At 64.1% G+C, this 16,677-nt stretch carries 9 protein-coding genes and 1 pseudogene; 3 read left to right on the top strand and 7 right to left on the bottom strand.

Features of this window, described 5'->3' with window-relative positions; translation table 11 throughout:
• Positions 1-227: 227 nt before the first annotated feature.
• Positions 228-1,265 (bottom strand): phospholipase A, encoded by a 1,038-nt coding sequence (locus ACFDR9_RS00415; protein WP_051068359.1) that lies wholly within the window; start codon positions 1,263-1,265, stop codon positions 228-230.
• A gap of 285 nt (positions 1,266-1,550) precedes the next feature.
• On the opposite strand from ACFDR9_RS00415, the gene fusA reads away from it, so the two are divergent.
• On the top strand, positions 1,551-3,665 hold the full coding sequence (gene fusA, locus ACFDR9_RS00410) for an elongation factor G (RefSeq protein WP_409029693.1): 2,115 nt from the start codon (positions 1,551-1,553) through the stop codon (positions 3,663-3,665).
• Positions 3,666-3,779: 114 nt separating this feature from the next.
• Here fusA and ACFDR9_RS00405 read toward each other — a convergent pair whose 3' ends face one another.
• Complete coding sequence (locus ACFDR9_RS00405) at positions 3,780-4,679, bottom strand: alpha/beta hydrolase (RefSeq protein WP_409029692.1); 900 nt, start codon at positions 4,677-4,679, stop codon at positions 3,780-3,782.
• A 122-nt stretch (positions 4,680-4,801) separates the two neighbouring features.
• A complete protein-coding gene (locus tag ACFDR9_RS00400) occupies positions 4,802-5,257 on the bottom strand; it encodes a tellurite resistance TerB family protein (protein ID WP_409029691.1) in 456 nt (151 codons plus the stop codon).
• Between the two features lie 341 nt (positions 5,258-5,598).
• Between ACFDR9_RS00400 and ACFDR9_RS00395 the strand changes: the two genes are divergently transcribed.
• Positions 5,599-8,448: a PAS domain-containing protein gene (locus ACFDR9_RS00395; RefSeq protein WP_409029690.1), complete on the top strand. Its 2,850-nt coding sequence runs from the start codon at positions 5,599-5,601 to the stop codon at positions 8,446-8,448.
• Positions 8,449-8,494: 46 nt separating this feature from the next.
• Here ACFDR9_RS00395 and ACFDR9_RS00390 read toward each other — a convergent pair whose 3' ends face one another.
• The 4 genes and pseudogenes from ACFDR9_RS00390 to ACFDR9_RS00375 form a co-directional block, all read right to left on the bottom strand.
• Entirely contained in the window at positions 8,495-11,962 is a 3,468-nt protein-coding gene (locus ACFDR9_RS00390) for a response regulator (protein WP_409029811.1), read from the bottom strand.
• A gap of 136 nt (positions 11,963-12,098) precedes the next feature.
• Positions 12,099-13,946 carry a PHA/PHB synthase family protein gene (locus ACFDR9_RS00385; RefSeq protein WP_409029689.1) on the bottom strand — a complete coding sequence of 616 codons (1,848 nt, stop codon included), beginning with the start codon at positions 13,944-13,946 and terminating at the stop codon, positions 12,099-12,101.
• A 150-nt stretch (positions 13,947-14,096) separates the two neighbouring features.
• Positions 14,097-15,578 (bottom strand): aldehyde dehydrogenase family protein, encoded by a 1,482-nt coding sequence (locus ACFDR9_RS00380; protein WP_409029688.1) that lies wholly within the window; start codon positions 15,576-15,578, stop codon positions 14,097-14,099.
• A 330-nt stretch (positions 15,579-15,908) separates the two neighbouring features.
• A pseudogene (locus ACFDR9_RS00375) lies at positions 15,909-16,025 on the bottom strand (DNA-binding protein); the annotation flags it as partial.
• Between the two features lie 250 nt (positions 16,026-16,275).
• On the opposite strand from ACFDR9_RS00375, the gene ACFDR9_RS00370 reads away from it, so the two are divergent.
• Positions 16,276-16,653: a hypothetical protein gene (locus tag ACFDR9_RS00370; protein ID WP_409029687.1), complete on the top strand. Its 378-nt coding sequence runs from the start codon at positions 16,276-16,278 to the stop codon at positions 16,651-16,653.
• Positions 16,654-16,677 lie beyond the last annotated feature (24 nt).

Here is a 16,677-nt window from a genome sequence, read left to right as displayed (position 1 = left end):
CGTGCAGTAGCGGGGCAAGCAAGGCTTGCCCCGCACATTTGTCTTACTGTGGCCCTCATTCTCTATCCCATCTTCTGGCTAGTCCTGCTGCCGTTCCTGCTGATCGGCGTTGGCGTCGACGCCGTGTCCGGGCTGCGCGCCATCGTCGTAACGCGTAATCCGACGCCGAGCCGCCGCCGACGCCAGTCGGGTTACGCCGTTCCGGCTAACCCGACCCACGAAAATCCTTAGAAATCGAGCATGAACCCGCCGCCCAGCGACTTCTGCGAGTAGTTATAGTCGATCAGACTCTGGCCGTAGCCGGAGAATACTTGCGCGTAACCCTTTAGGTTGGCCGACACCGGGAAGGCCCAGCCGGCCTGTATCGAACCGTGGCCGGTATGGAAGTTGCGGCGCGCCGTCAACGAGTATTCATGGCCCAGGTTGCGGTAGGTGGCGCGCACGTCGCCGTGGCCCATGAAGTCGGTGATGTCGATGTTGTCGTTGTCCGATTTACTGTTGTCGAGGCGGCGCCAGAGCCGCGTCGCCAGCGCGAAGTTGCCGCGCTCCACGCCTAGCTCGGCGTAGATCCGGTTCCAGCTGCGCGACAGCGTCGACGTTTGGCCGTTCGACTGGTGCACCATGCCGAGGTTGACGTACTTGAAGTCGACGCCGCCGATGCTCTTGTTGATCGGCAGCACCGCCATGACCTCAGGCTGGTAGTTGGTTTCGCGGAACGGGCTGGAGGCGGCGCGGTTGTACGCCTGCCAGAAGCTTTGCTGGGTGTAGCCGAGCCAGATGTCGATCGGCGTGTTGAGCAGTTTTTCCGCCAGCTTCATCTTAAAGCTCAGCTGGTAGGTCAGCTCGACGTGCTGCGACTTGATGCCGCCGGGCGTGAATTCCTTGAACGGCTCGTCGTTCGAGGCGTTGCTGTAGTTGGCCAGCAGCAGGTAGTTGTCGCGGTGCGGGCGGAAGGCGAACACGCCGCGCTTGGATGCGTCGTCCAGTTCCCAGCGCTGGGTGGTGCGGGAAATCGCCGATTCAGGCGGCGCCGCCTTGGCCGTGGCCACCGCCGGCACGACCAGCGCCACTTCGGCGGTCGATTCGGCCACCGAGACGCCGGTGGCGACGGTGATCGCGGCGGCGGTCTTGGCCAGCACGTCGAAGCAGCCCAGACGGGCGCTGGCGTCGCCGATGACGGCGCAGCGCAGCATTTGCTGTTCGAGTTCGGCGGCTTGCGCCAGGACGGGGGAGATCAACAACGACGACAGCAAGATGCTTTTCATCTGCGTTTTTACCTGCGGTTTCATAGAGACTTTTTCAATGCGTGGATGGGGAACTGCGACGCCCGCGCAGACACGGCGGCGGGCATTGTTTGTCATTTGTCGGATTGGCTTTGATGCCGGCCAAAGTATATAGGAATATCAATTAACAATGCGCAACTCTGCGGTGCGCCGTCGCGCCAACGGAACAATTGGAAAGCTGCGCCAGTCCAAACCCGGTAAAACGTTGTCTGTTACACTTTTAGAACCACCACACCGATCCGTGCCGTGGCCTCCAAGGAGATTGTGATGACACGCAAGACACCTATTGAGCGATACCGCAACATTGGCATCAGCGCCCACATCGACGCCGGCAAAACCACCACCACCGAGCGCATTCTGTTTTACACCGGGGTCAGCCACAAAATCGGCGAGGTGCACAACGGCGCGGCAACGATGGACTGGATGGAGCAGGAGCAGGAGCGCGGCATCACCATCACGTCGGCGGCGACGACGGCGTTCTGGAAGGGCATGGCCGGCGACCTGGGCGAGCACCGCATCAACATCATCGACACGCCCGGCCACGTCGACTTCACCATCGAGGTGGAGCGCTCGATGCGGGTGCTCGACGGCGCCGTGATGGTCTACGACGCGGTCGGCGGCGTGCAGCCGCAGTCGGAGACGGTATGGCGCCAGGCCAACAAGTACGGCGTGCCGCGGCTGGCCTTTATCAACAAGATGGACCGGGTCGGCGCCGATTTCTTCCGCGTGCGCCAGCAGATCGGCGAGCGTTTGAAGGGCACCGCCGTGCCGATCCAGATCCCGCTGGGCGTCGAGGAGCATTTCCAGGGTGTCGTCGACCTGGTGCGGATGCGCGCGATCGTCTGGGACGAGGCCAGCCAGGGCGTGCAGTTTAGCTACGCGGAAATTCCGCCGGCGCTGCTGCCGCTGGCCCGGCAGTGGCGCGACAACATGGTCGAGCAGGCGGCCGAGGGCACGCCCGAGCTGACCGAGAAGTACCTGAACGGCGAGGCGCTGAGCGAGGCCGAGATCAAGCTCGGCCTGCGCCTGCGCACGATCCGCAATGAAATCGTACCGATGTTGTGCGGCAGCGCATTCAAGAACAAGGGCGTGCAGGCGATGCTCGACGCCGTCGTTGAGTACCTGCCGTCGCCGCTGGAGGTGCCGCCGATTGTCGGCCACGACGAGCACGACCAGGAAGTCGAGCGCCATCCGGCCGACGACGAGCATTTCGCGGCGCTGGCGTTCAAGATCATGAGCGACCCGTTTGTCGGCCAGTTGACGTTTTTCCGCGTCTATTCCGGCTCGGTGCATTCGGGCGACATGGTGTACAACCCGACCAAGCAGCAAAAAGAGCGGCTCGGGCGCATCCTGCAGATGCACGCCAACGAGCGCAAGGAGATCAAGGACGTCTACGCCGGCGACATCGCCGCGGCCGTCGGGCTGAAGGCGGTCACCACCGGCGACACGCTGTGCGCGCCCGACCACGTTATCGTATTGGAGAGGATGATTTTTCCGGAACCGGTGATTTCGCAGGCGGTCGAGCCGAAGACCAAGCCGGACCAGGAGAAGATGGGCATGGCGCTGAACCGGCTGGCCCAGGAAGACCCGTCGTTCCGCGGCCACACCGACGAGGAGTCGGGGCAGACCATCATGTCGGGCATGGGCGAATTGCACCTGGAAATACTGGTCGACCGGATGCGCCGCGAGTTCGGCGTCGAGGCCAACGTCGGCAAGCCGCAGGTGGCCTACCGCGAAACGCTGACGCGCGCGGTCGACGAGGTCGAGGGCAAGTTCATCAAACAGTCGGGCGGACGCGGGCAATACGGCCACGTCGTCCTCAAGCTCGAACCGCTGGAAGCGGGCACCGGCTACCAGTTCGTCGACGCGGTCAAGGGCGGGGTGGTGCCGCGGGAGTTCATCCCGGCGGTCGACAAGGGCGTCCAGGAAACGCTGAAATCGGGCGTGCTGGCCGGCTACCCGGTGGTCGACGTCAAGGTGACGCTGACGTTCGGCTCCTACCACGACGTCGACTCGAACGAAAACGCCTTCCGCATGGCCGGCTCGATCGCCTTCAAGGATGGCATGCGCCGCGCCGCGCCGGTGCTGCTGGAGCCGGTGATGCAGGTCGAGGTGGAAACGCCGGAGGAGTTCATGGGCAACGTGATGGGCGACCTGACGACGCGCCGCGGCATGGTGCAGGGCGTCGACGACATCCCGGGCGGCGCCGGGCGGATCGTGCGCGCGCTGGTGCCGCTGGCCGAAATGTTCGGCTATTCGACCACCTTGCGCTCGCTGACCCAGGGCCGCGCCACCTACACGATGGAGTTCAAGCACTACGCCGCCGTGCCCAAGCACGTACTCGACCAGGTGGCGGCGCCGGCGCGCGCCGCGCACCGCTGACGCGAAGCGGGGTCGGACCTTCGGGTCCGACCCCGGCCCTCGCCCTTGGTTATAATCCGCCCCGCTCCAAGCCAACATTGCCGGTCACGCCCTCGCGGGCTAACCCGAGGAACGTCAAAGCGCCAACCCCAGCGCCTTGCGAATTTCCGGCAAAATCAAATTCCACGACGGCGAACTGGCCGCCACCTCGTCGTAATGGCTGGCGCCCGGCAAGATCAGCGTCGCCACCTTATCGCCGGCCTTGCGCGCGCGCTGCGCGTAGTCGTGGGCGATGCGCGGCGGCGACACGGTGTCGAGTTCCCCCGTAATCAGCAGGGTGGTGCTGCCGTTGGGCATCAGCTCGGCGGCGTTGGTGTCGGCAAACACGTCCGGTCGCATGGCGCTGGCGACGCCGGTCAGTTGCACCATATCGCGATCGCAATTGCTCTTGATTAAGTCGCGCTCGTTGCGCAGGTCGGCCAGGCCGCCCAGGCTGATAATCTGGCGGATCGGCAGGTAGTTGGCCCGAAACATCGGGCTGGCCGGCGGCAACTTGCCGCGCCCGGCGATCCATTGCACCAACTGGCCGCCGGCCGAGTGGCCCACCGCCACCACCCGGGCGGTGTCGAGCTGGTAGGCGGCGGCGTCGGCTTCCAGCTTGTCGATGGCCATGTTCATGTCCAGGTAGGTGCCGGGATACCCGCCGCCGTCCTCGTCGACGCGGCGGTATTCGACGCTCCAGACGGCAATCCCCTGCGCGGCGAGCGCGCCGGCGACGTTGTGCATTTGCTCGATACCGCCGAATTTCACGGTCCAGCAGCCGCCGTGTACCAGCAGCACGACGGGGAAGGGGCCGGCGCCGACGGGCCGGAACAGCTCGACGAATTGCGAGGGCGCGCTGCCGTAGGCGATGCGGGCGGTCGGTTGCGGCCCGCTCAGCGCCAGATAGTCATCCAATGTCATTGGCGCCGCCACCGCCGTCAACGTGCTCATGCACAGTGTGGCGGCGACGGTCTTGCTCAGGCTTGCGGTCATGGTGGCGGATCCGTAAATGTTGAAGTTTTCCCGGAGGACTTTACCCGCAACATCGGTAGTTGCGCAAGTGTCATCCACCTCCGGCGCCGCGCCCCCCACCTTTGCCGCGCGCGCCCCGCAGTTTATTGCAACTCGAATTCCGCCGGTGGAATCCCCAGTTCCTTGCAAATTTTGACCGCCACAAATTTCTCGCTGGCGTCAAAATTACCGTCCGCGGAAGCGATGGCAATCACCATGCGCACCAGCAAGCGCGACGCCTCGGCATTCGATTTCATTTTGCCCAGCGCCTGGTAGGCCTTCGATTCGCCGATATCCTTGTCGAACTCAAGCTGGCCGACATACTCTTGGAACGCCTTGATCACGTCGTTGGTCGTGAAGACCGACAGCGCGTCGTGGGTTTCGATGAACTTCACCATCTTTTGCTTCTCGTCCGAGGTAATGTTGCCGTCCGCCATGGCAATCAGGGCCGAGCCGGCCATGGCCGCATTCATGAAGTCCTTGTTCTTGAATTTCAGTACATCCGTTTTCAGTTCGCCGGCTTTGGTTTTCAGGCGAGTCAGAAAATTGTCGAAACTCATTATGTTCTCCGGTATGTCCAGTTGATAAGAACGGCAATTCTACTCCGCTTTTCCATATTGCTATGCGGATAAGCGCACCGCTTAAGCCACCCTTAACTATCGCCACGATAGAATCGTGGCCGGCTGGCGTGCCGTGGTCTGGCCCTTGCTTGAGTGGCGCCGGCAATATCCGTGGCGCCGTATACTGTAGGGCGAGACCGCGCCGAGACGGGACTTGCTTTTTCGGGGCTTTTTAAGCAATTGCACACAGGAAACAAATATCGTTCTATAATTCTGCCGGAAATCATGTTTTTGTAGAAACATGTACTATCCCGCCATTAAACACTTGCCCCAAAGATATTGTGCACGCAAACAAAATCATTTCCTTGCTCGACGCGGAGCACGCGGCCAACGCCAGCGTTGCCGGCGGCGCCACGCTGGCCCGCGCTTTGGAGCAGATTATCCGGGCGCTTGAAACCCAGTCCGACGACGCCATGCTTGCCTGCATTCTGCTGCTGGACGACGCCGACCGCTTCACCTCGGTGGTCGCGCCGGGCTTGCCGGAGGACTACCGCGTCGCCTTGCTGCACAGCGCGATCGGCCTGCACACCAGTCCGTTCGGCACCGCCGCGTTTGCCGGCGCGCCGGTGTTTGCCAGCGATATCGCGCAAGAGCTGACCTGGACCGACGGCCGCAAGGACGCGCTGCTGCACGGCTTTCGGGCTTGCTGGGCGGCCCCCGTGTTCGGCGCCAACGGCCACATTCTCGGCGTGCTCGGCCAGTTGTTCAAGGCGAACAAGCACCCGACCCAGCTTGAAACCGAGCTCATGACGGTGGCGGCGCGCGCCTGCGCCCACACCATTGAACGGCGCCAGGCGGCCGACGCCGTCGCCGAGAGCGAGGAGCACTTCCGCCACGCGCTCGAATTGAACGCGCAGGTGCTATGGACCGCGCAGGCCGACGGCCAGCTCGACTACGTGGCGCGGCGCTGGCGCGACTGGACTGGCGGCAGCGGCCTGGGGGGCAGTTGGGGCGACGCGATGCACCCGGACGACTTGGCGCCGACGCTGGCCGCCTGGCAAGCCTCGGTGGCCAGCGGCGTCCCCTACGACATCGAACACCGCGTGCGCATGCTCGACGGCCAGTACCGCTGGATGCGCTCGCGCGCGCTGTGCCGGCGCAACGAACACGGCGCGCAACTGAAATGGTACGGCTCGACCGAGGACATCAACCAGCACTGGCAGGCCCGCGCGGCGCTGCTGAAGAGCGAGGCGGAATTCCGTTCGCTGGTCGAGGCGATGCCGAACCAGGCTTGGCTGGCGCGCCACGACGGCGCGTTGTACTGGGCCAACGAGCGAGGCTATGAATACACCGGCGCCCAGTTCGGCCTCAGCGACATCGACGACTGGAGCAAGGTGGTGCACGAGGACGACCTGGCCGGCGCCGTCGAGGCCTGGCGCGGCGCGGTGGCCGCCGGCACGCCGTACGAGGGCCAATTCCGCCTGCGCCGCGGCGCCGACGGCGCTTACCGCTGGTTCCTGGTGCGCGCCGTGCCGGTGCGCGACCAGGACGGCGCGGTGGTGCGCTGGGTCGGCACCAACACCGACGTGCAGGAGCAGCGCAACGCCGCCGACAAGTTGGCCTATCTGAATTTTTCGCTGGAAATCGAGGTTGCCAACCGCACCGCAGACCGCGACCGCATGTGGCAATTGTCGACCGACATCATGCTGGTGGCGGACTTCAGCGGCATGATCATCGCCGTCAATCCGGCCTGGTCGGCGATCCTCGCGCGCATCGAGGGCGAGTCGCTGGGCATGGACTTCCTGGAACTGGTGCACGCCGACGACCGCGCCGACACGCTGCGCGAGTTCGGCAAGCTGGAGCAGGGCGTGCCGACGCTGCGCTTTGAAAACCGCTACCGCCATTGCGACGGCTCCTACCGCTGGATTTCCTGGACGGCGGCGGGCGCGCAGGAACTGATCCACGCCATCGGACGCGACATCACCGACGAGAAGGAGGCGCGCACGGCGCTGGCCCGCAGCGAGCAGGCCCTGCTGCAGTCGCAGAAACTCGAATCGATCGGCAAGCTCACCGGCGGCGTCGCCCACGACTTCAACAACGTGTTGCAGATCATTTCCGGCAATCTGCAACTGTTGGCCATGGCCGTCGACGACAATCCGGTGGCGCTGCGCCGGGTCGAAACCGCGATCGCCGCGGTCGAGCGCGGCGCCAAGCTGTCGTCGCAATTGCTGGCGTTCGCCCGGCGCCAGCCGCTCAAGCCGCTGGTGACCGACCTGGGCCGGCTGGTGCGCGGCACGGCCGAACTATTCCGCCGCGCCATCGGCGAAATGATCGAAACGGACATCACCTGCGGCGCCGGCCTGTGGCACGCGCTGATCGACCCGAACCAACTGGAAAACGTGTTGCTGAACATGGCCATCAACGCCCGCGACGCGATGCAGCGCCGCGGCAAGCTGACGCTGGCGCTCGACAACGTCACTTTGGTTGGCGACCCGCGGCAGCCCGAGTTGCCGGCCGGGCAATACGTGCGCCTGGCGGTGACGGACACCGGCCACGGCATGGAGCAAGACATCCTCGACAAGGTGTTCGAACCCTTCTTTAGCACCAAGAAGGAGGGCGAGGGCACCGGGCTGGGCCTGAGCATGGCCTACGGCTTCATCAAGCAAAGCGGCGGCCACATCAAAGTATCGAGCCAGTCCGGCCATGGCTCGACGTTTGAAATCTTCCTGCCGCGCACGCTGGAGCCGCTGGCCGACTTGCGCGTCGCCTTGAGTGGCCCTGTGCTGGGTGGCAACGAGACGATCCTGGTGGTGGAAGACGACGTGCACGTGCAAACGGCGGTGGTCGACATGCTGCGCGGACTCGGCTACTCGGTGCTGAAGGCAAACACGGCGCAAAGCGCGCTGACCGTCATCAAAAGCGGCGTCGTGGTCGACCTGCTGTTTACCGACGTGGTCATGCCGGGCGAACTGCGCAGCCCGGAAATGGCGCGCCAGGCCAAGCTGCTGCTGCCCAAGTTGGCGGTGCTGTTTACATCCGGCTACACGCAAAACGCCATCATGCACGGCGGCCGGCTGGAACCGGGCATCGAACTACTGAGCAAACCCTACCGGCGCGAAGACCTGGCGCGCAAAGTCCACCATCTGCTGGCGAAACACAAGGCCAGCCCGGCGGCCGGCGCCGCGCAATAACCCGGCATCAAGCGACAACCCCGGGGTCGGGACGGTGGCCGCGGCCCTAAATGCGTTCCATTTTCGGCATCCACACGCGCAGCAGCGAATACAGCCGGTCCAGGTCGATCGGCTTGGCCAGGTAGTCCGAGGCGCCCGCCTGCAGGCATTCCTCCTGGTCGTTCTTCATCGCCTTGGCGGTGATGGCGATGATCGGCAACTTCCGGAAGCGGGCGTCGGCGCGGATGCGGCGCGTCGCCTCCAGCCCGTCCATGCCCGGCATCATCACGTCCATCAGCACCAGGTCGATGTCGCTCACGCTGCCGAGCTTGCTGATCGCCTCCATGCCGTTGCGGCCGATTTCCACCACCACGCCTTTTTGCTCGAGCGCGTTGGTCAGCGCGAAGATGTTGCGCACGTCGTCGTCGACCAGCAGGATCTTGCGGCCGTGGAACACCCGTTCGCGGCTGCGCACTTGCTTGAGCATGCCCTGGCGCTCGCTCGACAATTCCGATTCGACCTTGTGCAGGAACAGCGTTACCTCGTCGAGCAGGCGCTCCGGCGAGCGCGCGCCCTTGATGATGATCGAGCGCGAGTACTTCATCAGGTCGCTTTCCTCGTCGCGGCTCAGGTTGCGCCCGGTGTAGACGATCACCGGCGGAAAGGCGCACAGTTCTTCGCGCGCCATCCGTTCGAGCAATTCCTTGCCCTGTATGCCCGGCAACTTCAAGTCGATGATCATGCAGTCGAAGGTCTGCGTGCGCAGTAGCGCCAGCGCCTCTTCGCCCAGGGCCACGGCGGTGATTTCAATGTCCTGGTCGGCGATCAGGTGGATCACGCTGTCGCGCTGGCGCTCGTCGTCCTCGACCAGCAGGATGCGCTTGAGCTTTTGCGTGAACTTCGATTCGAGCTTGAGGAAAACCTGCTTGAGTTCTTCGCGCGTGCTCGGCTTGCTGGCGTAGCCGATCGCGCCCAGTTGCATGGCGGCCTGGACGTGGTCGTAAGCGGAGACGACGTGCACCGGAATGTGGCGGGTGCGCGGGTTTCCCTTGAGCTTTTGCAACACCAGCAAACCGGGGCTATCCGGCAGGCCCATGTCGAGCAGGATGGCGTCCGGCAGGAACTGCGCCGCCAGGCGCAGGCCTTCGTCGGCGCCGTGGGCGACCAGGCAGTGGTACTGCATTTCATGCGCCAGCTCGAACAAGATGCCGGCGAAGGCCGGTTCATCCTCGATCACCAGCACCGCGCGACGGCCGGACTGCTGCCGTTCGCGGTCGTCGGCGAAGGCCGGGATGCCGACGCGCTCCGGCTCGGCCGCCGTGGCCGGCGGCGTCGCGGCCGCCGGAGAAAATGCGGCGGCCGGGGAGGGCGCCGACGCATCGACCAGCTCGTCGCGCCAGGCCAGCGGCAGCGTCAGGGTGAAGGTACTACCCTGGCCGGGCGTGCTGCCGAGCGTGACGGCGCCGCCGAGCAAGGCGGCAAGGTCGCGCGAAATCGACAGGCCCAGCCCGGTGCCGCCGTAGCGCCGGCTGGTAGTGCCGTCGGCTTGGTGGAAGGCGTCGAACACCTTGTCTTGCTGGTCGCCGGCAATGCCGATGCCGGAATCCTGTACCACGAAGACCACCTTGTCGTCACCGTCGAGGTCGACCGAGAACGCGACCTTGCCGGCGTCGGTGAATTTCACGGCGTTCGACAGCAGGTTGCGCAACACTTGCTCCAGGCGATGGCGGTCGCTGACAAACTTCGGCGGCAGGCGCGCGCCGAGCTGGACGGTGAACGCGAGTTGCTTCAGCTCGGCCAAGGGTGTAAACGTCTTGCGCAAGCCGTCCAGCAGGTCGGCGAAGCGGAGTTCTTCGGGCAGCAGGTCCAGCTTGCCGGCCTCGACCTTGGAAATGTCGAGAATATCGTTAATCAGCATCAGCAGGTCGTTGCCGGCCGCGTAGATCGTCTCGGCGAAGTTGACTTGCTGCACCGTCAAATTGCCGCCGCTATTGTCGGACAGCAGCTTGGACAGAATCAGCGAACTGTTCAGCGGTGTACGCAACTCATGCGACATGTTCGCCAGGAACTCGGACTTGTAGCGGCTGGCGCGCTGCAACTCCTCGGCGCGCAGCTCAAGCTGGGCGTGGGCCTGGCCGATCGCGCTATTTTTCTGGTCCAGCGCCAGCGCCTGCACCGCCAGCTGGCCGTTGGACTCTTCCAGCGCCGCCTTTTGGCGCTCCAGATGGATCTGCGATTCTTCCAGCACCCGCGACTGCTCGCCCAATTCCTCGTTGGTGGTGCGCAACTCCTCCTGCTGCACCTCCATCTCCTCGTTCAATTGCTGGGTTTCCTCCAGCGCGTCCTGCAGGCGCTGGCGGTACAGCGCCGCCTCCAGCGAGGCGCCGATATTGACGCCGATCAAACGCAGGAACTCAAGGTCGCGCGCGCCAACCGGGCGACTAAAGCCCAGCTCGATCACGCCATTCAGCTTACCCTCGTTCTCGATGGGCGCCAGCAGCAGATGCACCGGCGCGGCGGCGCCCAGGCCGGAAGTGACGCTCACGTATCCTGGCGGCACCTGGTCGATCTGGATCAGCCGTCGCGTCGCCGCCGCCTCGCCCACCAGCCCCTCGCCGAAGCGGAACGCCTGCGGCGTGCGGGCGCGCTCGCCGCTGAAACCGTAGCTGGCACTGCGCCGCAGCAAGCCGTCATCCTCCGTCACATATATCGCCGCCACGCTCACGTCCAGATAGCCGGCAAGGAACTCCAGGGCCCGTCGACTCAATTGCGGCAGCGCGAGTTGGCCGCTGATGTGGCTGGCCAGCTCGCTTTGTCCGGTGCGCAGCCAGGCTTGCTGTTGTAACAGCACATTGTCGTCGGCGCTTTGTTGCAGCGCCGCGCCGTAGATCTCGGACAAGCGTAGCAGCTCGCGCCGGCCCAGGTAGGCCAGCAGCCCGCTCAGCGACAGGCTGATGGCGAGAAACAGGCCGACCGACAGCAGCGTGCGCTCTTGCGCGGTGTCGTTGCGCTCCTGCCGCAGGCGCTGCTCGGTGTCCAGGAAGGCGTCGAACTCGCGGCGGATTTGTTCAAACTCCTGGCGCCCCTCACCGGCGCGTACGCGCGACAGGAAGTCGAGGTTTTTGCGGCGCGTGTCGATCATGTCGAACGCGTATTCGCCCCATTGCAGCTGCAGGGCCCGGATGCGCTTGACGCGGTCGAGCTGAGCCGGATTGTCGGCGACCATTTCCTGCAGCGCCAGCATTTCCACCGCCATGCCCGCCTTGGCGAGCTTGTACGGCGCCAGATTCAACTCGTCGGACGTCAGCAGGAAGCCGCGCAAGCCGGTTTGCAGGTCGACCGACAGCTTGGCCATTTCGTTGGCCTTGCCGATCACCCGCTCCGAGTGCTCGACCCAGCGCAACGCCGCCAGCAGATAAATGACCAGCCCGACGAAGACGGTGGCGCTGGCGACGCCGACCAGCAGGGGGATCGTGACGTTGCGGGTGAGGATGCGGCGAAAGCTGAGCGGATCGATCGTGGGCTGGCGGTTCATTAGGCGCGGGTAGGTGCTTGTCAAGGTGGCTAATTCTAGCCTAACCGCAAGAAAAACCGCGCCGCGCGCCACGGCAATGACGCGGCGAACACGCTTACAGCGCCCGCGAGCGTGCCGCGTTCATCCTGGACGAGCGTCAGCGCTGGTGAATATACGCGCCGGGCGCCGGGGCGATCGCCGCGTAACCCTTCGCCGGCGCACCCATGGGCGGCGGCGGCTCCAGTTGCGCGCTGGAATTGTGGCGTAGCCATTCGGCCCATACCGGCCACCACGACCCTTCCACCGTCGGCGTCTCGAGATACCAGCGGTCGGGGTCGACATAGCGCTCGTCGGCCTCCCAACGCGAAATCCGGAAGCGCCGTTTATGATGTCCAGGCTCGCTGATGATGCCGGCGTTGTGGCCGCCACTGGTGAGCACGAAAGTAACTTCGGTGTCGGCCACCAGGTTCAGCTTGTAGACCGAATGCCACGGCGCCACATGGTCCGCTTCCGTCGCGACGGCAAAAACCGGCACATGGATGTCGCTGAGCGCGACCGACTTGCCGTCGACCTTGTAGCGGCCGGCGAACAGGTCGTTGTTGAGGAACAGCCGGCGCAGATATTCGCTGTGCATGCGATAGGGCATGCGCGTGGTGTCGGCGTTCCAGGCCATCAGGTCGCTCATCGGCGCGCGCTGGCCGAGCAAGTAGTCGTGCACCATGCGCGACCAGATCAGGTCGTTCGAGCGCAGCAACTGGAAGGCGCCGGCCATTTGCCGCGTGTCAAGGTAACCCTGCTGCCACATCAGGTTTTCCAGATAGACGATCTGGCTCTCGTCAATGAACAACGACAGCTCGCCCGCCTCGCTGAAGTCGGTCTGGGCCGCCAGCAGGGTCATGGAATTGAACGGCGTTTCGCCGCATTCGGTCAGGTAGGCCGCCGCCACCGCCAGCATGGTGCCGCCGAGGCAGTAGCCGACCGCGTTGATTTTGCGCTCGGGCACGATCGCCTGCACCACCTTGCACGCGCCGAATACGCCCAGCCATAAATAGTCGTCCATGCCCAGCTCGCGGTCGTCGGCGCCGGGATTGCGCCAGGAGATCATGAACACGGTGTGGCCGCGCTCGACCAGGTAGTTGACCAGCGAGTTATGCGGCGACAGGTCGAGGATGTAGTATTTCATGATCCACGCCGGGACGATCAGCACCGGCTCGGCGCGCACCTGCGCCGTTTTTGGGCTGTACTGGATGACCTCGATCAAGCGGTTGCGGAACACCACCTGCCCCGGCGTGACCGCCACCTCTTTGCCAGGGCGAAACGCCTCGGCGCCTGGAGGCGGCTCTTTGTTTCCCTCCCGCCGCAAGTCTTCCAGGAAATTGGCTGCGCCGCGCACAAAGTTCTTGCCGCCTTCCCTGGCGGCGGCGGCCAGCACTTCGGGGTTGGTGGCGATAAAATTCACCGGAGACACCATGTCGAGCAATTGCCGCGTGACAAATGACGCCATGTGTTCGTGGTGCGCCGAGACGCCGCTGATGCCGGTCATCGCGTTGTGCCACCATTGCTGGTTGAGCAGGAAGCCTTGGCAAACCACGTTGTACGGCCAGTTTTGCCAGGCCGGGTCGCGAAAGCGCTTATCCTGCGGCAAGGGTTCGATACAAGGCGGGCAGGGCTGCCCGAGCGGGAATTGCGTCGCCGCGCAGCGCGCCGCGTAGGCGCCCAGCTTGAACTCCTTGCGCACCGCTTTCTGTATCAAGGCCTGCCATCGACCGGGGGAACTCATCAGATGCATTGCCCAGTCGGCGTACGCCACCGCGACGCTGATCGGCGATATGCCGTGGGTGGCCCGCGCAACGGTCGCGTGGATCGCCCGGTCGATTATGCTGGGCACCTCTTCGTCGTTCCAGCCCGGCACCAGGGTTTCCAAATGTACATCGCCGCGAACCGGACGCCTGCCGGAACGCAAGTGGACAGGCAAGCCCGCTTGCCTTGTTTGCGAAATTTGCATGTGAACGCTCCTGCAAAAGTTAGGCGATGCCACGGCCCCTCAACATTGGACGGCGCGCGGGGCACGATGTTTCACCCTTCTCGACACGGCTGGAGATAGATCAAACGCATGAACGTGGTGAGCGGCCGGCAGGCACCGGCCGCCGCACCCTTACAGCATTGGCAGGCGCATCAAATCGACTGTTTTGCGCACCAGATAGTTGCGGTTCTTGCTGTACGGCGGGAAAAACAACTTAATCAGCATCAGCGGCGACGAGCGCATGACGCCGCGTTCGTGCGAAAACGCGCGGAAGCCATAGGCGCCGTGGGCCGAGCCGATACCGGAATTGTTGACCCCGCCAAACGGCAGGTTCCCGTGGGCAAACTGGGCGACGCAATGGTTGACGCAGGCGCCGCCGGAGCTGGTGCGGGCGAGCAGGGCGTCGATATGCGCCTGCTTGCGGCTCCAGACATACAGCGCGAGCGGTTTTGGACCGGCGTTGATGGCGGCGATGACCTCGTTTAGATCGGTATAGGCGAAAATCGGCAGCAGGGGGCCGAAAATCTCCTCGTCCAGAATCGCCGCCCCGGCCGGGACCTGGTCGAGCAAGGTCGGCGCGATAAAGCACTCGGCCTCGTCGAGCGTACCGCCGGCGCGCACCACGGCGCCGCGCGCCAGCGCGTCCGTCAGCAGCGCGGCAACCCGCGCCGTGTGGCGGCGGTTCACCATCCGCGTCAAGTCGGGGCTGCGCTGGTGCTCGGCGGCCGTCGCGCCGTAGCGCGCGTCGAGCACCTTCTTGCATGCGGCGATGAAGGCTTCCTTGACGCTGGCATGCACGTAGACATAGTCGGGCGCGACGCAGGTTTGGCCGTTGTTGAGGAACTTCCCCCACATCAACGTTTCAGCGGCCAGCGCCAGGTTCGCGCTTTCATCGACGACGGTCGGCGACTTGCCGCCCAGTTCCAGCGTCACGCTGGTCAAGTGCTTGGCGGCGGCGGCCATGACAACCTTGCCGACGGCCGGCGAACCGGTGAAGAAAATGTGGTCGAACGGCAGCGCCAGCAAAGCCTGGGAGGTGGGCAGGGTGCCTTCAAACATCGCCACCTCGTTTTCCGGGAATACCTCGCCGATGATGCGCGCCATCAAGGCCGACACCGCGGGCGTCATTTCGGACGGCTTGACGATGGCCGTGTTGCCCGCGGCCAAGGCCGAGACCAGCGGGCCGAAGCACAGGCTCAGCGGATAATTCCACGGCGCGATGATCAAGACCCGGCCGCGCGGTTGGTACTGGACCCAGGCCGAAATGCCGAGCATGGTGCTGGTCGGCCACACCTTGGTCGGCTTCATCCAACGCTTCAACTGGCCGATCGCATGGCGCATCTCGTCCATGACCGGCAGCAGCTCCGACATCTCGACCTCGGTCGCCGATTTGCGGAAATCCTGCGCGAAGGCCGCATACAATGCCTCGCGCTGCGCCATCATCGCCTCGCGCAGCTTCTTGATGCGGGCGATCCTCTCCTTGGCGCTCGACACGCGCCACTGCAGCGCGGTGGCCAACTGGGCCTCGAACACCGTCGTGATGTGGAGTGGATCGGCTTCGCCCGGGACCGCGCCGGTCGGCGCATGCGGGCGGGATGGGGGGATGGAGTGCATGCGGGATCGCTTTCAGGTTGGAACGGCCAAGGATGGGCTGCGGGTCGCGGGGAACGATACCACGGCGGCGGATATCGTTTTGACAGGATTCCTCTAATTTGGGCTCGGCGCACGGACGCGACGAAACAGCATAGCACTCGGCAAACCACCAACACTTCGCATAATTTATATTATGTCAAATAACGGTTTGTCCGGGCAGTCTCGAGTGCAAAGTGCGTCGTCAGAAAGGCCGCAGTCAGCGACGCGCTCCAAGACCTCGTCGGCTGGACAAGCATCGGGCATTGTCACTTTTCCTTCAGCTAATCGGGCAGTTTTACTTCATCGGACGCCGCCCTCCTCCGCTTCAAGTTCCTTCAGGTACTTGCGAATGGTCGTCTTGGACCCCGTATTGCCCAAGGCGACGCGAACGGCGTGCACTAGGCTCCGTATTCGGCGTTTTTGCGGGATTCCATGCGAGCGCTGAAGTCATCGACAGCGGTGCCGTCGGTGGTCAACCCAATTGCACCTGCGGCAATCGAAATTCGACGGAAGAAGGCATCTGGTTGCCTACCTGAACAAAGTCCGCGCTGCATGATGAGTACTGGCGGAGGCTATTCGGCACAGCCACTTGGGAAAATATGTGTTAACATGCGATTTTCTAACGGCAAGTTGCCCGTCAATCCTGCATAGCTTACCCAGTATAAAACCGCGCGACCCATTGAACATGAAGAAGGCGTTCCTGATTTTCCTGATGCTGATTCTTCCATGGCAAGCGATGGCTGCCATGGAGCGCAATCTCGGGCATCTATCAGGCAGCAGGCATGGATCGGAATTCGGCATGAAACACATGGTTGAGCACGCCAATCACGTCTTGCACCATCACGACGATGACGGCGCCACCCATCTCGACAATTCCGAAAAGTCGGTGCATCACTTGACCGACTATGATCAGGCAGGAAGCATGAATCTCCTGTTCCCTGCATTGAGTGCGTCGGCTTCGCAAGCCGTTCCGCGTTTCCCACCCGGCTTCCGGCCCGACCGGTTCCGCACCCGCAGCGTCCTCCCGCTGCTACGCCCCCCTCGCCTACCCGCCTAAACGCGGGCCCGTCATTACACGCGA

Origin of the sequence: Janthinobacterium sp. CG_23.3 (assembly GCF_046115965.1) — a bacterium.
Classification (GTDB): domain Bacteria; phylum Pseudomonadota; class Gammaproteobacteria; order Burkholderiales; family Burkholderiaceae_D; genus Janthinobacterium.
The sequence above is the reverse complement of the archived record's forward strand: the minus strand, read 5'-3'. Positions and strand labels throughout refer to the sequence as shown.